We start from the raw sequence: 20,264 nt of genomic DNA on the forward strand, positions 1-20,264 counted from the left end.
CTCGACACCGTGGCGCGAGCTACGATCGGAGTCAGGGCGCCACTGAAGACAGTAAGGTACCGGGGAAGGCTCCGAGCAATGGGGTCAGAATTGGTTAAATCGGGGGAAACTGTCAAGCTGCATCCGATTTACCTTGCCTGTCGTCGGTTTAAGGCGTGCTTAGGGGCAGCACACTGGCGAAGGGCGGGCAAGAAAAAACGCTCGCCAGGAAGATGGCGAGCGTGTGGCGCGTGTCGGTGCCGGGCTGCGGGTTAACGCAGCGCCTGGCCGAAGATTTTTTCTTCGACGATCCGGTCGGCGACCACGTCGGTGGGAAGGTTTTCGGAGCTGGCGCGATCGAAAATGGCCAGCATGGTCTCGTAGATCTCGGAAGTTTTGGCCAGGGCGCGCTCCCGATCGTAGCCGACGTATTCCAGGGCCACGTTGATCAGGCCCCCGGCATTGATCGCGTAGTCCGGGGCGTAGAGGATGCCTCGGTTATGGAGTTCCAGGCCGTGGCGATCCTCTAAGAGCTGGTTGTTGGCCGCGCCGGCGACGATCTGGCAGCGGAGCTGGGGCAGGGTGGTATCGTTGATCGCTCCTCCCAGGGCGCAGGGCGCGTAGATATCGCAGTCGATGGCGTGAATCTGATCCACATCAAGCGCGGTGGCGTCCAGTTCCCGCACGCAGCGCGTGACGGTTTCCGGATTGATGTCTGCCACGCTCAGGCGAGCGCCGAGCTGGTGGAGGTCGTAGGCCAGCGCGGAGCCGACCGCGCCCAGGCCCTGGATGGCGATGTGGACGCCCTCCAGGCTCTCGCGGCCCAGTTTGAAGCGGGCGGCGGCCTCAATGCCGCGGCGCACCCCGAAGGCCGTCACCGGGGAGGGGTTGCCTGAGCCGCCCTGCTCGGGAGAGGCGCCCAGGGCATGGGGAGTGTGGCGGCGGATGGTGTTGATGTCTTCGACGGTGGTGCCGCTGTCTTTGGCGGTGATGTAGCGTCCGCCCAGGGAGTCGACAAACTCTCCGAACACTTCAAAGAGACGCTTGCGCTTTTCAGGGGGGAGGTTGGCCGGGCGCATGATCACGGCTTTGCCGCCGCCATGAGGGAGACCGCTGATGGCGGCTTTGTAGGTCATCCCCCGGGCCAGGCGCAGGGCGTCACGGGTAGCTTCGGCGGTGGAGGGGTATTCAATGAACCGGCAGCCACCGATGGCCGGTCCCTGGGAGAGGTTGTGCAGGGCCACGATGGCCTGCAGACCGGTGGCGGCGTCGGTCTTAAAGTGAACTTCGCCGAAGTTAAGCGAGTTGGCGTAGTCGAATAGGTCCACGGGCGTTCTCCTCAGGCGTTTGGCGTAAGAAGCGTGCGGGAAGAGCGGCCCGAATCTCGGGCAGCGCTGCTAAGGTATGTGCGCATTTATAGGGATGGCGAGCCTGCTGAGGCAAGGATTGATGTTGACGCGTAGCGTCACGTCTGCAGGGGCGGAGGCGGGGTTTGGGCTTGACCGGCGATCGGGTGGCGAGGAAAGTTGGGCCGACTCATACATCCGGGTGATTGTGGACGGTGGTCACCGAGCAGTGAGCCAGCGTCGGGAGTGATGAAGATGACGACATCTGTGATCTGCACGCAGTGTGGGGCGAGGAACCTGGCAACGCAGCAGGTCTGCCGGCGATGTAAGGCGCCGCTTGGCGAGGAGGTTGTGACCACGGCGACGGTGCGGGGCACGCCGACCTCTACGTTGCTTCAGGAGCGGTGGGCGGTGCTCGGGCAGGGCGCCGGACAGGGGAAGGAGCGCTGGCAGGCCGGCCACGATGTGGAGCGACGGCGGCCGGTGATGCTCCAGGGATATGCGTGTGCGGAGGGGGAGCAGGAGGTGGTGCGGGCTCACGCGGCGGAATACCAGGCGCTTCGTCACCCGGCGTTGCTTGAGGTCTGCGCGGTGGTACGCGGCGAGGAGGGCGTGTGGGTGATTTACGACTGGCCTCCCGGGGCTCGTCTCGATGAGTGGCTGGTCACGCAAGACGTGGTGCCTTTGTGGATCGCGTTGCAACTCTTTGAGGACCTGATCGAGGGGCTGCGGGCGATGCACGGCGCGGGGTTTCGTCACGGGCGCCTGGAGCCCTCGCGTGTGTTGATCTGCGAGCAGATGGAGGGACGGCTGGGGGCGAGTTTGAGCGGGGTGTGGTTGGGGCCCGACGCGCCGAGCCCCGGCGGGGACTATCGGGCCGCCGGGGCCATCCTGCTGCGGATGCTCGGCGGCGATGGTCGGGCGGGAGCGATCGCGGATGGGCTTGATGCGCTAAAAGAGCGGGTAAGCGGGGATGCCCGGGGGGCGCTTCGGGAGCTGCTGGAGGGGCTTCTGGATGAAGATTCTCCGGGGCGGCTCGACAACCCTCGAACGATTCTGGAGGCGGTCGCCCGGGTGCGCGCTTTACTGGGGGCCGAGGTGATGTGCGCGGTGGAGGGTGGGCCCTTTGTGCGCGGGAGTCGTGAAGATGATCCGGATGCGCGTCGCGAGGAGATGCCCGCGGCCAGCGTGGAGGTCGCGGCGTTCTTTATTGATCGCGCGCCGGTGAGCGCCGCGCAATTCTACGCCTTTGCCATCGCGACCGGTCGTAAACTCGATCCGGAGTGGTTTCAGTTCAACGCTCCCCGGGGAGCCGGGGAGTTGCCGGTGGTGCACGTCACCTGGCGCGAGGCTCGGGATTACGCGCGGTGGGCCGGCAAGCGCTTGCCCACCGAGGCTGAATGGGAGAAAGCCGCTCGGGGCACCGACGGTCGCACCTACCCCTGGGGGGATGCACCACCTGTGCCGGAGCTCGCGCTCTATGGTCAGAATCCGGCGCCGGGGGTGTGCGGTGAGCGCCCGGCGGGCAGGAGCCCTTACGGCGTGGAAGACATGGCCGGCAACGTTTTTGAGTGGGTGGGGGACTGGTATGAAGGGGACTACTACTCCCAGGCGCCGCCCCGGGATCCGGGCGGACCTCGTCGGGGCACCAAAAAAGTCTTGCGCGGCGGGTCATTTGCTCATCCGGCGTTTGCGCTGCGCTGTGCCACCCGCGGTCGCTATGCTCCGGAGGAGCGGCGGGCGAATCACTCTTTTCGTTGCGTGTGGTCGCTGCGCGAGCCGCAGCCGCGATGATGTTGCGGGGTGACTCCCGGTTCTTGCAAGTTGCGGAAATGTCAGGGGAAAATGCATGTTGCGGGGTGACTCCCGGTTCTTGCAAGCTGCGGAAATGTCAGGGGGAAATGCATGTTTCGGGGTGACTCCCGGTTCTTGCAAGTTGCGGAAATGTCAGGGGAAAATGCACGTTGTGGGGCGACTCCCGGTTCTCGTCCTGGGGTGACTCCCGGTTCTTGCAAGACGCCGAAAGGTCAGGGGAAATGTAAGTCTCGGGGGTGACTCCCGGTTCTTGCAAGGTACTGAAATGTCGGGGGAAAAGTGATTTTTAGAGAGGTTGTGGAGGTGACTCCCGGACCTGTCTGGGAGACTTCCGGTGGTTGGAAGCGGTGGGGCTATCGGTCATTCGTTGGAGCTGAGGATATCAGGACGCCGGGGGAGCGGGATGAGTCACCGGCATGCACCGGCCTGGGAGGCGCGTTGTGCGGTGGAGGGGAGAGAGTCGACTCGACATCTTCGGGGGCCGGCTCTATAACGCTCGTGGGGAGCTATCTCACTGCAATCACAATCGAAATGTCGACCGTTAAGAGACGAGCGAGCGATGGCGACGAACCCTTCGTGGGTGGTGTTAAAGTTCGGTGGCACGAGTGTGTCGAGCCGCGGGCGGTGGGAGACCATCGCCGAGGTGATCTCGGAGCGCCTGACCGAGGAGGCGACGGGGAGGGTGATGGTGGTTTGCTCGGCGCTCAGCGGGGTGACAAACCAGCTCGAAGAGATCATCGCTCAGGCTCCGCGGGGGGCTCATCACGAGGTTCTGGCGGCCATCGTGCAAAAACACCTGCGCCTGGGAGATGACCTCGGTGTCGATGCGGAACTGCTGCTGCACGAGGAGTTTTCGGCGTTGGAGCGTCTGGCGCTGGGGGCGTCGCTGGTCGGGGAGGTGAGTCCGCGGGTGCAAGCGCAGATTCTGTCGTGTGGCGAGTTGATGTCGACGCGGCTGGGAGCGGCCTTTGTGGGAGGGCTGCTCAAAGAGGTGCGCTGGATGGATGCGCGCACTCTGCTGCGCACGGTGGCCGAGCCCCATGCTTCACTGCGCCGTCGTTATCTTTCGGCGGCCTGTGAGGCGTCCATCGACCGGGAGCTTCAGGCGCGTCTGGCCGGTGCCTCCGAGCGGGTGGTGATGACGCAGGGGTTTATTGCCAGCAATGACGCGGGGGAGTCGGTGCTGCTGGGGCGTGGCGGCAGCGATACCTCGGCGGCCTATCTGGCAGCGGCGTTGCAGGCCGAACGTCTGGAGATCTGGACGGATGTGCCCGGGATGTTCTCGGCCAATCCCCGTCAGGTGGCTACGGCGCGTCTGCTCAAACGTCTGGATTATGCCGAGGCTCAGGAGCTCGCCACGATGGGCGCGCGGGTGCTTCACCCGCGCTGCCTGGGGCCGGTGCGCGAGCATAACATCGCGCTGCACATCCGCTGCACTCCCGAGCCGCGCCAGGAGGGCACGGTGATCGCGGCCCAGGCTGTTGGTCAGGGGCCTCAGGTCAAGGCGGTCTCGGCCAAACACGGCGTGACCGTCATCTCGATGGAGACCCTGGGGATGTGGCAGCAGGTCGGCTTTTTGGCCGATACCTTTGCGGTGTTTAAGGAGCACGGGCTCTCCATTGATATGGTGGCCACCTCGGAGTCGGAGGTCAGCGTGACGCTGGATCCGATGGCCAACGCCCTGGACCCGGCGGCCCTGGCCAGGTTGCAGCGCGATCTGGGACGCACCTGCAAGGCTCGTATCGTCGAGGGCTGCGCGGTGGTCAGCCTGGTGGGCAGGCAGGTGCGCTCGATCCTCAGCCAGCTGGCTCCAGCGCTCAACGTCTTTGAGGAGCAGCAGATCTATCTGGTCTCGCAGTCGGCCAGTGATCTCAACCTGAGCTTTGTGGTTGATGAGGCGCAGGCCGATCGCCTGGTGAGCCGCCTCCATCAGCTGCTCTTCGGGGAGCAGGGGCCCGACGCGCTCTTTGGTCCCAGCTGGGAAGAGCTCAGCGGTCGGGTCTTGCCGCAGGCGCCTTTTGCGGACGCCTGGTGGCGAGGCCGGCGCGATGAACTCTTGAAGCTGGCCGAGCAGGGGGCGACCTACGCCTACAGCCCCGAAACCCTCCGTACTCAGGCGGCGCGTTTGACTTCGATGGCGTCGATCGACCGGGTGTTTTTTGCCATCAAGGCCAACCCGAACCCCGAGATCTTGCGTCTGCTGGAGGCCCGGGGCCTGGGGTTTGAGTGCGTGAGTCCCGGGGAGGTCGCGCACATTCGTGAACTTTTCCCGCAGCTGGAGACGGGGCGTCTGCTCTTTACGCCCAACTTCGCACCGCGTCGGGAGTACGAGCAGGGCTTTGAGGCCGGGGCGATGGTGACCCTGGATAACCTCTATCCGCTGGAGGCCTGGCCCGAGGTCTTTGAGGGGCGCGAGGTGCTGGTGCGGGTCGACCCGGGGCAGGGCGCCGGGCATCATCGTTACGTGCGCACGGCCGGTCCGAAGTCGAAGTTCGGCGTCAGTGTCGAGGAGTTGCCGCGCCTGGCCGAGTTGGCAGAGCAAATCAATCTGAAGGTGGTGGGCCTGCACGCGCACGTGGGGAGCGGGGTGCGCCGGGCCGGGACCTGGTCGTCGACGGCGGTGTTTTTGGCGCAGTGTCGCGCGCATTTTCCCGACGTGCGTTGGCTTAACCTGGGGGGCGGCCTGGGGGTGCCGGAGCGCCCCGGCCAGGAGGCGCTCGACCTGGGAGCGGTCGATGCCTCGCTGGCGGAGTTCAAAAAGGCCCACCCGACGCTGGAACTCTGGCTGGAGCCGGGGCGTTTTCTGGTCTCGGAGGCCGGTGTGCTGTTGGCCCGGGTCACCCAGCTTAAAACCAAGGGAGCCTATCACTATGTGGGGCTGGAGACGGGCATGAATTCGTTGATTCGCCCCGCGCTCTACGGGGCCTATCACGCCATCGTGAACCTCACCCGTCAGGGCGAAGCGCCTGAGGTTGAGGCGGAGATCGTGGGCCCCATCTGTGAGAGCGGCGACGTGTTGGGTCACGCGCGCTGGTTGCCGCGCTGTGCCGAGGGAGACGTGCTGCTGCTGGCCAATGCCGGTTCATATGGTCGCGCGATGAGCTCACGCTACAACTTGCGCGAGCCGGCCGCCGAGGTGATGTTGCCGGCGCTGGAGCTCGGGGAGTGAGCCTGAAATGGTCCTGGCTGCCTTAATGAATGCAGGTGGCCGGGCAGGTGCGAGGGAGGTTGCGCTGGAAGCGCAGGTGATCTTTGAAGATCTCTGGCCCAAAGACACCGGCGGCTTCAAAGGGCCAGGAGAGTTCTTCGGCACAGAGGTCTTCGATGACAAAGGGCTCGGAGCGAAAGGTGCCTTCCAGATAGAAAGGATGTAGTTCTTCGCGGCACCAGTTACGGCGCATCTGACGCACCTGGGTGGTGTTCCAGAGCTGGTCGAGGACTTTGTCTTCGTATTCGGTGAGAAAGCCCGGGTGTCGGAAGTAGGTGCGGTTTATCCGGATGTAGTCCTCGCGCATGCGCCAGGACTCCGGGATCAGCAGGTGGTTCCAGCAGCCATCATCAATGCGCAGATTGCTGACCATCGCCGCGGTGTGCTGAAAGCGCAGGCCCAGGTAGGGGGTCAGGGCGTGAGCCACAAAGAGCATCAGCGCCAGGGTGGCGAGGAGTCGAGGTGCCCGGGAGGTGAGGGCGGGCGTCTTGGGGCGCCGGCGCCAGCAGGGGCGCGGCGGCAGCGGTGTGAGCCCCACCCAGATCAGGAGGCCCCAGAGCAGGGCCTCCCGTGGGATCAAGGACAGCGCCGGGAGCTGGCCATGGGCCACCAGGCTGATTGCGCACAGCGCCGTGGTTGCCATGAGAAGCACCCGGCGGTGCCGGCGAGCGCTCTTCCTAAAGGCGTGAAGATCCTGGCGGGTTAAAAACGCGCTGTGACCGATGAGCATCACGAAGGCAAAGGCCGGCGCCATCGTCAGGGTCAGGGGGATATGAAAGGCCAGGGCCAGCAGGAGCGCGCCCTTGCGTCGCCCCCCCAGGTAGAGAAGCGCCACTCCGAACTCGGCGCCTAGCACCAGAAATGGCGCGAGCGTGCGAAGCGTCTCCACGCCGGGCAACGCGGCGGGGCTGAGCTGGTAGTAGTTCAGCAGCTTGTCGACACCGTACGACCCGCAGCTGATGGGAGGAGAGAGAAAGTCGCGGTTGAGTTTGTGGAAGGCCGAGAGCGCGTAGACCGCCACGGTGAGCCCGCGAAGGTAGAGCCAGAAGGCTTCGACGAGCGCCGGGGAGTCGGGAGGATTGGGGTCGCGGTCGCCGGGCTCCAGTTCGTGGGTGGTCTGGCGGCTGGCGCGCAGCCCGCCGGTCAGGCAGGTCAGTGCGGCGGCCAGGGCAATAAGCATCAGGAGAAGCGACTGATTGAGGTGGTCGCGTCCCAGTAAGAGGGGCAGTGCTTTGCCCAGCGCGCAGAGCGTCCAGGCCGGGGTCGAGGGCATGAAGGGGAGCGCACAGATGCCGAGCAAAAACAGGATGTTCCCCCAAAACCATTCGGGCACCCAGGCGTCGGCGAGCCAGAGATGGCAGGCGCCAGCGAAGGCGTAGAGGGCGGTCATCAGGCGAAAGTGTCGGCCGGGCGGATGCCACCCCAGGACGAGCGTGAGGGGACTTTGAAACATAGGGGAATAGCCGGGCTGCCAAGGTGTTCGCCCTGTGTCAGGCGCGGATTCGCGGACGTTTTCAAAGCGGAGCTTGCCAGAATGACGCGCGAGGCGCACCTTGAGCCGGTGACGGTCTTTTAAGGGCGCGTCAATCATGCTAAGGAACGCGCCAACACTGGCAGCGGGCCAGGCCCCCTCATCGGTCGATGTGGCGCAGGTTTTGCGCGGCAGAGGTGGTCGGCCGAACCCTCGGAGTTGTTTTCATGATACCATTGAAGAAGGCCCTGAATTCGTCGATCGGGCGCAAGTTCGTGATGTCCATTTCGGGCATCGCGCTTGTGCTCTTTGTGATCGTGCACTTGCTTGGAAACCTCACGCTCTATGTGCCCGACGGTGGGGAGGCGTTTAACATCTACGCCTCGAAGTTCGCCGCGCTCGGGCCCTTTTTGTATGTGATTGAGCTGGGGCTTCTGGGTGTGATCGCGTTGCACATCACCTGGGGGGTAACCACCACGCTTCGTAATAAGGGCGCCCGCGCCAATAACTACGAAACGGGAGTGGTGACCAAGGGCGGGCCCAGCAATCTGAACCCGGCCTCCCGCAACATGATCATCACCGGGGTGGTCCTGGGCATCTTTTTGGTGGTGCACCTGTGGCACTTCCGAATTCAGAAGATGTTTACCGACGCCACGATGACCATCGACGGCAAAGCGTACGGGGACCTCTACGGCCTTGTGGCCACAGAGTTCCAGAACCCGCTCTGGGTGGCGTTTTACGTCATCGCGATGCTCTTTTTGGGCTTTCACCTGCGCCACGGGTTCTGGAGTGCGTTCCAGTCTCTGGGGGCGATGAAGCCGCAGTGGTCCAAGGGGATCTACGCGCTGGGGCTGACGATCGCGGTGGTGCTGGCGGCGGGCTTCCTGGGGATTCCGGTCTTTCTGTACATGTTTGGAGGTTGAAATGACGACGCTAGACTCACGAGTTCCCGAAGGGCCCCTGGCCGAGAAGTGGAGCAAGCGCCTGCACGAGATGAAGCTCGTGGCGCCGAACAACAAGCGTAAGCAGAAGATCATCGTGGTCGGCACCGGTCTGGCCGGGGCGTCGGCAGCGGCCTCCCTTGGCGAGCTCGGCTACCATGTGGACGCCTTCTGCATCACCGACTCGCCGCGTCGCGCGCACTCCATCGCGGCGCAGGGAGGGATCAACGCCGCCAAAAACTACCCCAACGATGGGGACAGCGTCTGGCGACTCTTCTACGACACGATCAAGGGTGGCGACTTCCGCAGTCGTGAGGCCAACGTTCACCGTCTGGCCGAAGTCAGCAACAGCATCATCGACCAGGCCGTGGCGCAGGGCGTGCCCTTTGCCCGCGAGTACGGCGGAGAGCTGGCCAACCGCTCCTTCGGGGGCGCGCAGGTCTCGCGTACCTTTTATGCGCGCGGTCAGACCGGTCAGCAGCTTCTGCTGGGGGCCTACCAGGCGCTGATGCGGCAGGTCGACTCGGGTTCGGTGACGATGTACCCGCGCCGCGAGATGCTTGACCTGGTGGTGATCGACGGCAAAGCCCGTGGGATCATCACGCGTAACCTGATCACTGGCGAGCTGGAGCGTCACCAGGCCGACGCCGTGGTGCTGTGCACCGGGGGTTACGGGCGCGTCTACTTCCTGTCGACCAACGCCTTTAACTCCAACGGTACGGCGGCCTGGCGCTGCTACAAGCGCGGCGCGCACTTTGCCAACCCCTGCTACGTGCAGATTCACCCGACCTGCATTCCGCAGTCGGGCGACTACCAGTCGAAGCTCACGCTGATGAGCGAGAGTCTGCGCAACGACGGGCGCGTCTGGGTTCCCAAAGATAAGGCGGATGTGAAGACGCCGCCCAACGAGATCCCGGAAGAGAAGCGCGACTATTATCTGGAGCGCAAGTACCCGAGCTTCGGCAACCTGGTGCCGCGCGACGTGGCCTCGCGAAACGCCAAGTACGTCTGCGATGAAGGGCGGGGCGTGGGCGCGACGGGACGCGCGGTTTACCTGGATTTCCGCGACGCGATCAAGAATCAGGGCCGCGATGCCATCGCCGATAAGTACGGTAACCTCTTCCATATGTATGAGAAGATCACCGGCGAAAACCCCTACGAAGCGCCGATGCGCATTTACCCGGCGGTCCACTACACCATGGGTGGTCTGTGGGTGGATTACGAGCTGATGAGTACCATCCCGGGGCTCTTCGTGGCCGGGGAGGCCAACTTCTCAGATCACGGTGCCAACCGCCTGGGCGCCAGCGCCCTGATGCAGGGGCTGGCCGACGGCTACTTCGTGGTGCCCTTCTCGGTGGGGAACTACCTGGCCAACCACAAGGTGGAGCCGGTCAGCACCGATCACGCCGCGTTTGAGCAGACCGAAGAAGAGGTCACGGCGTACATCCAGAAGATGCTGGAGGTGGGTAAGAAGGGCAATCGCACGGTCATCGAGATCTACCGGGACCTTGGCGAAATCATGTACGACCAGGTCGGCATGAGCCGTACTCCGGAAGGGCTTAAAGAGGCCATCGGCAAGATTCAGAAGCTGCGCGAGGAGTTCTGGACCAACGTCAAGATTCCGGGAAGCGGCGACGAGTTCAACAAGATGCTCGAGGTCGCCGGCCGTCTGGCCGACTTCCTGGAGCTGGCCGAGCTGATGGCCAAAGACGCGTTGAACCGTGATGAGTCGTGCGGCGGGCACTTCCGCGAAGACCACCAGACCCCTGAGGGTGAGGCCAAGCGCGACGATGAGAACTTCTGCTACGTGGCGGCCTGGGCTTACAAGGGCGGCGACGCCGCTCCTGAGTTGATCAAGGAGTCGCTGGAGTTTGAGAACGTGGAGCTGAGCACCCGCAGCTACAAGTAAGTCGCCTGGCGGCAGGTCGAGGCGGCGCCGATTGAGGCGCCGCTGACGAGCGGCCCACACGCGCCCTGGACGCGCAGCAAGGAGTAACGATGCACGACAATACGATGACCGTACACCTGAAGGTGTGGAGACAGGCGGGCCCTGACGTCGAGGGGCGATTTGAGTCTTACTCCGCCGAGATCAACCCCCACATGTCCTTTTTGGAGATGCTGGATGTGGTCAACGAAGACCTCATCAAGAAGGGGGAGATGCCCATTGAGTTTGATAACGACTGCCGCGAAGGGATCTGCGGAACCTGTGGTTGCGTGGTCAACGGCCAGGCCCACGGGCTGGAGCGCGGCACGACGGTGTGCCAGCTTCACATGCGCAGCTTCCGCGATGGCGAGACGATCGTCATTGAGCCCTGGCGCGCCGAAGCCTTCCCGGTGATCCGGGATCTGGTGGTGGATCGCGGGGCGTTTGACCGCATCATTTCGGCCGGCGGATACGTTTCGGTGAACACCGGACCGAAGCCCGATGCCAATGCTGTGAAGATCGGCAAGGATCTCTCGGATAAGGCCTTTGATTCGGCGGCTTGCATCGGGTGTGGCGCCTGCGTGGCAGCTTGCCCCAATGCGTCGGCGTCGCTCTTCACCGGCGCCAAAATCACCCAGCTGGCGCTGATGCCGCAGGGCGCGCCCGAGCGCGGGCGTCGTGTGCGCGCGATGGTCGACCAGATGGACGCCGAAGGGTTTGGCAACTGCTCGAACATCGGCGAGTGCGAGGCGGCCTGTCCCAAGGAAATCTCGCTGGATAATATCGCGACGATGAAGCGTGAGTACCTGCGGGCGATGTTCACCGACAACTGAGCTGGGCATTTTCCTCGGGGAGCGCAGGTGGCCGCCGGGGAAATCAGCTCGGGTTGTACGTCGTACGCATGAAAAAACCGCCGGCATATGCCGGCGGTTTTTTGACGTCTGGAGGGGGATTTTGACCGCGTCGGGGGTGACTCCCGGTTCTTGCGCGGGGTGACTCCCGGTTCTTGCGCGGGGTGACTCCCGGTTCTTGAAAGGTCTTTGGTTTCAAGAGGTTGGGAGGGTTTTTGGCGTCGCCTTTCAGGTCCGGAAGTTCGTATATAGAGGACCTCCGATTCTTGAAAGAGGGCGCCCTTTCGGGGATGCGGGGTGACTCCCGGTTCTTGAGCTACCTGTCATGTCAGGGCAATGGGCCCAGTGTGAGGTGGGGTCTTGCTGGTCATTCGTTCAACGCCAGCGTGATGCGATCCTGGAAGAGAGCCCTCGGCGTGGCCTGCTCTCGGTGCCAGGCCACGAGCGAAAAATCGCCGCCGCCAGCGCCTGAGGGTTTGGCATACGCGCCGAGGTTCAGGGCCTGCTCGCGGAGGGCGCGGTGGGCCGGGGTGATAATGGGCAGGTCGCAGTGCGCGCCGAGGGTTTCCATCGCGTGGTCGGCTTGCTGAAAGGCGTCGAGCCACCGGTGGGTGTCGTTGTTCAGAGTCGCGTCGAGTGCGCGCTCAGCCTGGGTGGCGATGCTTTTGAGGGTGGCGGCAATGAGGGGGAGGTTGTGCGCCAGTGCCGCATTGAGGCCACGGATAAACGAGACGGAGGATGCCGGCGCGCCGGTCCAGACGGCGATCAGGCCGAGGTCGTCGGGCAAGGTGAGGCCGGCGAGGATCGCGGCGTCGGCGATGAGGTGTTCGCCATCGCGGGGCGCGACGCTCAGATGGGCACCCGGGTCCGGAAGTTGTGCTCGGGTCAGGCGATAGCTCAGCGTGCCGCCGAAGGCGCTGGCGGCGACATCGGCGCCGCTGCCTTTGCCGCCCTGGAGATTGCGATGGGCGCGGTGGGCGATCTCGAAGGTCTGGGCCGGTGTGAGTTCCGGGGCCAGCGCTTTGATGATGGCGACGGTGGAGGCGGCCGAGGAGCCCAGGCCGAGTTTCTGGTTGCGTTCGTAGAGCTCGCGGACGTCCAGGCGAAGCCGTGCGAGGGTCGATGCATCGTCCGGCCGCCCCAGGGCGGCCAGCGCGGCGCGAGGCAGGGCGAGCGCCGATGAGAGCGCGGCGCCCTCAACCCGGTAGGAGGTCTGTTCGGGGTGGAGGCTGGCCTGTACGGCCCGCTCGGTGGCCACCACCAGGCTACGGCCACCGGCCAGTACGGCGTACTCGCCAAAGAGAAAGAGTTTGCTGGGGGCGCGTACGGCGGTGGTCATAAAAGTCGCGTGGGAATCAGGGGAGGGCAGTCAAAGCGGAGCGCCGCGCTCTCGTCCCGGCGAGGGGCAGTCGGAGCGCGGCGCTTCGGGGATGTTTCGCAGCTCGAAGATCAGGGCTGGCCCATCAGTTGCTTTCGTTGGCCAGGGCTGCTTCGGCGACGTTGTCGGGGAAGAATTCGAAGCTCAAGACCCCGTCCTTCACGCCAATCTGGGCTTCGCCACCCTGTTGGAGCGCGCCGAAGAGAATCTCTTCGGCCAGGGGCTGCTTGATATGTTCCTGAATCACGCGTGCCAGCGGACGCGCTCCCAGTTTTTCATCGTAGCCTCGCTCGGCCAGCCAGATGCGGGCGTCATCATCCAGGGTGACACGCACATTGCGGTCGCTGAGCTGGAACTCCAGCTCGTCGATAAATTTATCGACCACCCGCACGATCACACTCTGAGGCAGGGGTTGGAAGACGATTACGTTGTCCAGACGGTTGCGGAACTCTGGCGCGAAGGTCTTCTCCAGGGCTTTGTTGCCCCTCGAGACATCAATGCGCTGGTTGAATCCCACCACGTTCTGGGCCATCTCGTGCGCGCCGGCGTTGGAGGTCATGATCAGGATGACGTTGCGGAAGTCGGCCTCGCGCCCGTTGTTATCGGTGAGCTTGGCGTTATCCATCACCTGCAAGAGCACGTTGAAGATATCAGGGTGGGCCTTCTCGATCTCGTCGAGCAGGAGCACCGCGTGCGGGGTTTTGCGAATGGCTTCGGTGAGCAGCCCGCCCTGGTCGTAGCCCACGTACCCGGGAGGGGCGCCGATCAGGCGGCTGACGGCGTGGCGCTCCATGTATTCGCTCATGTCAAAGCGCACAAAGCCGATGCCCAGGGCGGTGGCCAGCTGACGGGCCACCTCGGTTTTGCCCACCCCGGTGGGGCCGGCGAAGACGAAACTTCCCACCGGCTTGTCGGGTCGGGTGAGACCGGCCCGGCTCATCTTGACGGCAGTGACCACCGCGTCGATGGCGTCGTCCTGGCCGTAGACCGTCTCCTTGAGTGCAGTGCGTAGTTGATGGAGGCGATCCTTTTCGCTGCCCTGGACCTTGAGCTGAGGGATACGTGCGATCTTGGCGACCACGTCCTCGATATGTTCGGCGTCGATGATATTGGTGGGTAGCTCGGCGCGGTGGATGCGGTGGCGGGCGCCGGCCTCGTCGATCACGTCGATGGCTTTGTCGGGCAGCGCGCGTTCGGTGATGTGCTTGGCGGCCAGGTCGGCGGCCAGGTCAATGGCCTCATCGGTGTAGACCACGTCGTGGAAGGCTTCGTAGTGGCGCTTGAGTCCGCGCAGAATCTCGCGGGTCTCCTCCACGGAGGGCTCGATCACGTCGATCTTCTGGAAGCGTCGGGCCAGGGCGCGATCGCGATCAAAACTTTTGCGGAACTCCTCATGGGTGGTGGAGCCGATGCAGCGCAACGAGCCGTCGCCCAGGGCGGGCTTAAGGATGTTGGAGGCGTCCATGGTCGAGCCGCTGGTGGCGCCGGCGCCCACAATGGTGTGAATCTCATCGATGAAGAGGATGGCGTTTTTGCGCTTCTGCAGGGCTTTGATCACCGCCTTGAGACGCTGCTCAAACTGGCCGCGGAACTTGGTGCCGGCCAGCAGCCCGCCCAGATCCAGGGACCAGATCTCGGCATCGTCGAGCACCGAGGGCACCTGACCGTGGGCGATGCGTCGGGCCAGGCCTTCGGCCACCGCGGTCTTGCCCACGCCCGGGTCGCCCACAAAGACCGGGTTGTTCTTACGCCGGCGGCAGAGCACCTGGACGGTGCGCTCGATCTCGGAGTCGCGTCCGATCAGCGGATCGATGCGCCCGCGTCGCGCGCGCTCCACCAGATTGGTGCAGTAGTTCTCCAGCGGGTTCTGCACCCCTTCGCCGTCTTCTTCCTCCTCCATGCGGGGGGGGGAATCATCCCACTCGGGCTCTTCATCGAAGCTCCCAGGGCGCTCCTCGTCGTCCAGGCGGCTGACCCCGTGGCTGATGTAGCTGACCACATCCAGGCGGCTGACGTTCTGGTTCTCCAGAAAGAAGACCGCGTGGCTGTCGGGCTCGCTGAACAGGGCCACCAGGACGTTGCCGCCGTTGACCTCGGTCTGGCCCGAGGAGCGCACATGCATGATCGCGCGCTGCATCACCCGCTGGAAGGCGACTGTCTGGACCGGCTCGGCGTTAAATTCGGCCGGGAGCTTGTCGAGGTTCTCGTCGAGGAAGCCGTCGAGATCGCCGGTGAGGCGGTCGATGTCGACGCCGACCTGACGCAGGATGCGGCGGGTGGTCTCGTCGTAGCACAAGACGTAGAGCAGGTGCTCCAGGGTCAAATACTCGTGGCGACGCTGCTTGGCCTCACGGACCGCCGCGAAGAGGGCGATTTCGAGATCTTTTTGAATCATGACCTTAGGCTCCGGCAAGAGGACCGCATCGAGAAAGAGGTGGGAAGAACATAAGGAGGGTGGGCAGGCGGGGGCGCCTTAACAGGACGGACGCAGGTTTACTCGGGTTCCATGGTGACCATCAACGGATGGCCTTCACGCCGGGCCATGGCGATGGTGGTCTCGACTTTGGTCTCGGCGACCTCCCGCGGGTAGGTGCCGGCGACGCCGTGACCGTGGTTGTGCACGCGTAGCATAATCTGAGCGCTCTCTGCGGGACTTTTGCGGAAGACCCGTTCCAGGACCTCCACGACAAACTCCATGGTGGTGTAGTTGTCGTTATGAAAGATAACCTTGAAGAGCCGGGGTTTTTTGAGCCGGGTTTTCTTCTCGGTGACGACATCACTATCCCAATCGTGCTGACTCAAATCCCTACTCCCAATCCAGGATGCGCCGCCGCAGCGGACCGGCCGCAAGGCAGGGGCCAAACGCGCCCCAGACCAGTGAACCCGCCGGCGCCACTCCACTACGGAGCGCGCCACAACGAGCTTGCCGCTGGCGTCGAAGGCCCTTACCTAGAAAGCTAAGCGCCGTTGAGGTGAACAAAAGGCGAGAGTGTGACCGCCGAGGCGATCGCTTTCTCGACTAACCTACAGGAGGCTGTGACTATGCCGGATACAGATGTGTTGCCCTACGATGACCCCTTTGACTGGTTTGAGGCCTGGTATGAACGTGCTCAGCACGCCGGGCTCCTGGAGCCCACGGCCATGAGCCTGGCCACGGTCGATGCAGGGGGGCAGCCGGCGGTGCGCATTGTGTTGCTCAAGCAGGTCGATCGCAAGGGCTTTGTCTTCTACACCAACTTTGAGAGCCGCAAGGGCCGGGCGTTGTTGGCGGAGCCTAAGTGTGGGCTCAACTTCTACTGGCCCCAGCTCGGTCAGCAGGTGCGGGTGGAGGGCGTGGCTCACCGGGTCAGTCCGCAGGAGGCCGACGCGTATTTCGCCAGTCGAGCTCGCGGCAGTCAGCTGGGGGCCTGGGCCTCTCAGCAGAGCCGCCCGCTGGCCTCGCGCGCCGACCTGGAGGAGGCACTGGCCGAAGTCGAGGCGCGTTTTCAGGGGCAGGAGGTGCCGCGACCGCCTCATTGGTCGGGGATGCGCGTGGTGCCCACGCGCATCGAGTTCTGGCAGGCCGGGGAGAGCCGTCTGCACGATCGCTGGGAGTTTGTGCGCCCGACGCCCGAGGTGCCCTTTGAGCGCCACCGGCTCTTTCCCTGAAGGCCGGCCCCAGGGGCCCGGCGCCCGGAGACGTTGACCGCCGTGGTACGCGCCGCTAGGTTAACCGGGTTCCATTGGACACAAATCTCTCAACGTGGTTGGACGCCGGACGTTTCTTTACTCCCGGTGCCGATCGATGGCTGGCTTTTCTGCGCGCGTCCAGCGGGCGCGCCCCTGAGGTGGGGATATGACGCAACAGAAGAAAGGAAGTTACATGAAGGATGCCGTCTCGCTTCTGGGCGCGACGGTGCCGATTCTGGGCCTTAACGCCGCGGTGTACGCCGGGTTTTTTCTGGTGGCAGTGGTGTGGTTTGGCGTCTGGGCGGCGATCACCTTCTTTGTGGCCAAGCTGGTGCCGGCGGCGGCCTGGATCTGCGTGATCATCGCGCTGGGGGCCGGTGGGTTTGCCTGGCGCATGGCCCGGCGCTACCTGCTCTACATGGTCAAGGGCGCGCATATCGCGGCGATGACCGAAGTTTTGCTCGGACGCGACGTGCCCCGAGGTGCCGGCCAGATTCAGTACGCCCGAGATATTGTCACCCGGTATTTCAAAGACGTTTCGGTGCTCTTCGGGTTGGATGCGCTGATCAACGGTACGGTCAAGGCCTTTACCGGCACCTTTGTGCGCATTATCAACTTCATCCCGCTGCCCGGGGACTTTCAAAGGCTCATCCGCATCGTGCAGCAGATTATCAACCGTTCGCTCTCCTACGTCGATGAAGCCATCCTCAGTTACGCCATCGCCCGGCGCGAGGAAAACGTCTGGAACAGCGCGCGTCACGGCATCGTGCTCTACGGGCAGAGCTACAAGCCGATTCTTTTCACCACGATCAAGGCCTATCTGATCGGGAAGGCGTTCTCCCTGGCCTTTTTTGCGATGGTGCTGGTGCCGGGGCTGCTCATCGCCACGGTGGTGGGCAAGCAGGCCATTGAGATGCAGTCGATCATCACGATCATCGCCTTTATCATCGCGGCGGTGGGCGGCCGGCTGCTGGAGCTGGCGTTTTATGAGCCCTTCGCGCTGGCCTACACCATGGTGACCTACCACCGGGAGATCGAGGGCAAGCAGCCCGATCCGGAGTGGGATCGCAAACTGCAGAGCGCCAGCGAGTCGTTTCGCAAGCTGATCGGCAAGGCGGAGGAGGCCGGCTTGAAGGCGGGCGATAAGGTCGGGCTTCCGCAGGCCGCGCCGGCCGGGGCCGGGGTCTCAGCGGCGGCCGAGGCGCCGGTCGTCGAGCCTCCGAGGAGGTAAACGCGAGCCGCGCATCCACCGGCGCGCGCGCCTAAGTGGTGTCGCGTCGCGGTGGCGCAACGAACAAAGGGTGTGGCGGAATGCGCCACACCCTTTGTTCGTTGTGAGGGCGCTGATTGTGGTGTAACCCATTCTCATCTCAAACTTCGGCGCGCCTCTTTTATGTCGCGTCACTTTCGCGCACCCCCTTTCATCGGATGGCGGGGGCAGTACTCGCCCCGTAGGTCCGGTCAGCCCAGGAGATTTCATGAAGCCTCTTAAGCGCATCTTTGTGGTCGGCGGCGAGCTCACCACGTTCATCGGCAAGGGCCACCCCGACTTTGTGTGGAAGAAGCATCCCGATTTTGGCACGCGCGAGAACCCCGGTCTGGAAGACTACCTGAGCCAGGCCATCAACGGCGCGCTGGAGAAGACCGGGGTGGATGCCCAGGCCATCGATCGCGGATTCGTGGGCAACTTCGCCGGCGAACTCTTCAACTCCCAGGGGCACCTGGGCGCCATGGCCGTGCGCGCCAATGAGAAGCTCACCGGCAAGCCCTTTACGCGTCTGGAAGGGGCCTGCGCCTCGGGCGGTCTGGCCATTCTCTCGGCGATCGATTCGCTGCACGCCGGCAGCGATGTGGTCATGGCGGTGGGCGCCGAAGTTCAGACCACGGTCAGCGCCCGTGAAGGAGCCGGCTACCTGGCTCGCGCCTCGCACTGGGAGGAAGAGCGCTCCATCGATGAGTTCACCTTCCCGGCGATGTTTGCTCGCCGCGCCAAGCACTACAAAGAGGCGTTTGGGGTGACCGACGAAGATATCGCCCACGTCACCGTCAAGGCCTACGCCAACGCCAACAAGAACCCGAAGGCTCATATGAGCCAGGTGAGCTGGGATCTGGAGAGCGCCTCGAAGCCCGGCGACCGCAACCCGGCGTTTCTCGGCAATGAGGAGCTCAAGCCTCATCTGAAGGTTTCGGATTGCTCGCAGGTCAGCGACGGCGGCGCCGCCGTGATCCTGGCGACCGAAGAGGGCCTCAAGAAACTGGGCAAGAAGCCCGAGGATTGCATTGAGATCCTGGCCTACGCCCAGGCGACCAGCCCGCTGGGTCGTGTGGCCGACTACACCGTGCTCGACAACACCAAGCTCGCCGCGGATCAGGTCTACGCCGATGCCGGGCTGACGCCGCAGGACATTCAGGTGGCCGAAGTGCACGACTGCTTCGCGGTCACCGAACTGCTGATGTACGAAGCGCTGGGATTTGCCGAGAAGGGCAAGGGCGCCGAGCTGGCGCGGGCCGGTGAGACCGGTCTGGAAGGGAAGATTCCGGTGAACACCGGCGGTGGTCTGCTGGCCTTCGGGCACCCGGTGGGCGCCACCGGCGTCAAGCAGCTCCTGGAGATCTACCGTCAGATGAAGGGCGAGTGCGGCGACTACCAGCTGGCCGAACGTCCGGAAGTGGGGCTGACGGCCAACATGGGTGGCGATGATCGCACCACCGTATGCATGGCTCTCAAGGACGTGCGCTGAATCCAGAGCGCCTGATGAGATAAAAAGCCCCCGGGGTCGTGATGACCCCGGGGGCTTTTTTGTGGTTCAGGAATGCGAGGCGGAGCCGGCAGGCTCAGTGCGCTGTGGCGCGCCATCCCTTGATCAGCATCTCGGCGTGAGCGCGGGCCCCCGGGGTGTCGACGTCTTGCCAGAGACGCGCCCCGATGTCCCAGAACTCGAAGGCCTGGCGGGCGTGCAGCGCTCGGACCGCGTCGGAGGTCGTGCAGTCACCCAGGCGGCTTTTGGCGTCTTCGAGGGCCCGGACAAAGCCCGGGCCGCACCAGAAGAGGCCGGCGTCCACCGCGTCAAAGCGCTTCAGCTCTTTGCCGATGTCAAAATCAGTGGGGGCCAGGCGGAGTTTGGTGGCATCGGGCATGTCGAAGATCGTCTCGAGCTTGCGATCGATCATCAGTGCGCCCTCGCGCTCCGGCTTCGGAGCAAACTCCGCGGCCAGGTCATCGAAGAGGGCCGGCTCAAAGAGGTGGTCGCTCATGGTGAGCCAGAATGCGCCCTGATGACCGCTCTGGCGAAGCGCGTTCACGCCGGCGAGCACAGAGGTGCCGTTCTTCCCTTCGAAGTCGGGGTTGAACACGCAGCTCAGGCGCATACCTTCAGGCAACTCGACGTTTTGAAGCTGAGCCTCCAGCGCGTGGTGCGCGTAGCCGGTGACCACGACCAGATGGTCGACGCCCAGGCGATGCAGGCCACTGCTGTGGTGATCGATCATGGGGCGACCCTCGACCTGAGCCAGGAGTTTATGGCCTTCATCGGCCTGCAGGCGACTTCCGAAGCCGGCGGCGAGAATGATCGCGGCGCGGGTAGGTTGAGACATGGTGGGAGACTCGCTTCGAGGAGGGGGAGGAATGCGCTAAGCGCTTGAGTTTGTTTCGAACTGCGCAGGCGTTACTATGAAGAAGCTC

The 20,264-nt window shown here is 64.1% G+C and carries 14 protein-coding genes; 8 read left to right on the top strand and 6 right to left on the bottom strand.

What is annotated here, in order from left to right:
• Positions 1-251: 251 nt before the first annotated feature.
• Positions 252-1,307, bottom strand: a complete 1,056-nt coding sequence (locus DL240_RS15005; protein WP_199589833.1) for a Glu/Leu/Phe/Val dehydrogenase family protein — start codon at positions 1,305-1,307, stop codon at positions 252-254.
• A 273-nt stretch (positions 1,308-1,580) separates the two neighbouring features.
• Here DL240_RS15005 and DL240_RS15010 point away from each other — a divergent pair, with 273 nt between their 5' ends.
• Positions 1,581-3,119 carry an SUMF1/EgtB/PvdO family nonheme iron enzyme gene (locus tag DL240_RS15010; RefSeq protein ID WP_146618326.1) on the top strand — a complete coding sequence of 513 codons (1,539 nt, stop codon included), beginning with the start codon at positions 1,581-1,583 and terminating at the stop codon, positions 3,117-3,119.
• 580 nt (positions 3,120-3,699) lie between these two features.
• Positions 3,700-6,309 (top strand): bifunctional aspartate kinase/diaminopimelate decarboxylase, encoded by a 2,610-nt coding sequence (locus DL240_RS15015; protein ID WP_111730712.1) that lies wholly within the window; start codon positions 3,700-3,702, stop codon positions 6,307-6,309.
• A gap of 22 nt (positions 6,310-6,331) precedes the next feature.
• On the opposite strand, the gene DL240_RS15020 is transcribed toward DL240_RS15015, so the two are convergent.
• On the bottom strand, positions 6,332-7,801 hold the full coding sequence (locus DL240_RS15020) for a hypothetical protein (RefSeq protein ID WP_111730713.1): 1,470 nt from the start codon (positions 7,799-7,801) through the stop codon (positions 6,332-6,334).
• A gap of 245 nt (positions 7,802-8,046) precedes the next feature.
• On the opposite strand from DL240_RS15020, the gene DL240_RS15025 reads away from it, so the two are divergent.
• From DL240_RS15025 to DL240_RS15035, 3 genes are all read left to right on the top strand, one after another.
• A complete protein-coding gene (locus DL240_RS15025) occupies positions 8,047-8,742 on the top strand; it encodes a succinate dehydrogenase cytochrome b subunit (RefSeq protein WP_158542609.1) in 696 nt (231 codons plus the stop codon).
• A gap of 1 nt (position 8,743) precedes the next feature.
• Positions 8,744-10,669: a fumarate reductase/succinate dehydrogenase flavoprotein subunit gene (locus tag DL240_RS15030; protein ID WP_111730715.1), complete on the top strand. Its 1,926-nt coding sequence runs from the start codon at positions 8,744-8,746 to the stop codon at positions 10,667-10,669.
• 89 nt (positions 10,670-10,758) lie between these two features.
• On the top strand, positions 10,759-11,517 hold the full coding sequence (locus tag DL240_RS15035; protein ID WP_233497076.1) for a succinate dehydrogenase/fumarate reductase iron-sulfur subunit: 759 nt from the start codon (positions 10,759-10,761) through the stop codon (positions 11,515-11,517).
• A 385-nt stretch (positions 11,518-11,902) separates the two neighbouring features.
• On the opposite strand, the gene DL240_RS15040 is transcribed toward DL240_RS15035, so the two are convergent.
• From DL240_RS15040 to DL240_RS15050, 3 genes are all read right to left on the bottom strand, one after another.
• Positions 11,903-12,874, bottom strand: a complete 972-nt coding sequence (locus DL240_RS15040; protein WP_111730716.1) for a mevalonate kinase family protein — start codon at positions 12,872-12,874, stop codon at positions 11,903-11,905.
• Between the two features lie 124 nt (positions 12,875-12,998).
• A complete protein-coding gene (gene clpA, locus DL240_RS15045; RefSeq protein WP_111730717.1) occupies positions 12,999-15,308 on the bottom strand; it encodes an ATP-dependent Clp protease ATP-binding subunit ClpA in 2,310 nt (769 codons plus the stop codon).
• Positions 15,309-15,406: 98 nt separating this feature from the next.
• Positions 15,407-15,715, bottom strand: coding sequence for an ATP-dependent Clp protease adaptor ClpS (locus tag DL240_RS15050; RefSeq protein WP_111730718.1), 309 nt, complete (start codon positions 15,713-15,715; stop codon positions 15,407-15,409).
• Positions 15,716-15,955: 240 nt separating this feature from the next.
• On the opposite strand from DL240_RS15050, the gene pdxH reads away from it, so the two are divergent.
• From pdxH to DL240_RS15065, 3 genes are all read left to right on the top strand, one after another.
• Complete coding sequence (pdxH, locus tag DL240_RS15055; protein ID WP_111730719.1) at positions 15,956-16,561, top strand: pyridoxamine 5'-phosphate oxidase; 606 nt, start codon at positions 15,956-15,958, stop codon at positions 16,559-16,561.
• Positions 16,562-16,748: 187 nt separating this feature from the next.
• Entirely contained in the window at positions 16,749-17,813 is a 1,065-nt protein-coding gene (locus DL240_RS15060) for a hypothetical protein (protein ID WP_146618327.1), read from the top strand.
• Between the two features lie 247 nt (positions 17,814-18,060).
• Positions 18,061-19,323 carry a thiolase C-terminal domain-containing protein gene (locus DL240_RS15065; protein ID WP_111730721.1) on the top strand — a complete coding sequence of 421 codons (1,263 nt, stop codon included), beginning with the start codon at positions 18,061-18,063 and terminating at the stop codon, positions 19,321-19,323.
• A 94-nt stretch (positions 19,324-19,417) separates the two neighbouring features.
• Here DL240_RS15065 and DL240_RS15070 read toward each other — a convergent pair whose 3' ends face one another.
• Complete coding sequence (locus DL240_RS15070) at positions 19,418-20,176, bottom strand: phosphocholine cytidylyltransferase family protein (RefSeq protein ID WP_111730722.1); 759 nt, start codon at positions 20,174-20,176, stop codon at positions 19,418-19,420.
• Positions 20,177-20,264 lie beyond the last annotated feature (88 nt).

The organism is Lujinxingia litoralis, assembly GCF_003260125.1.
GTDB lineage: Bacteria > Myxococcota_A > Bradymonadia > Bradymonadales > Bradymonadaceae > Lujinxingia > Lujinxingia litoralis.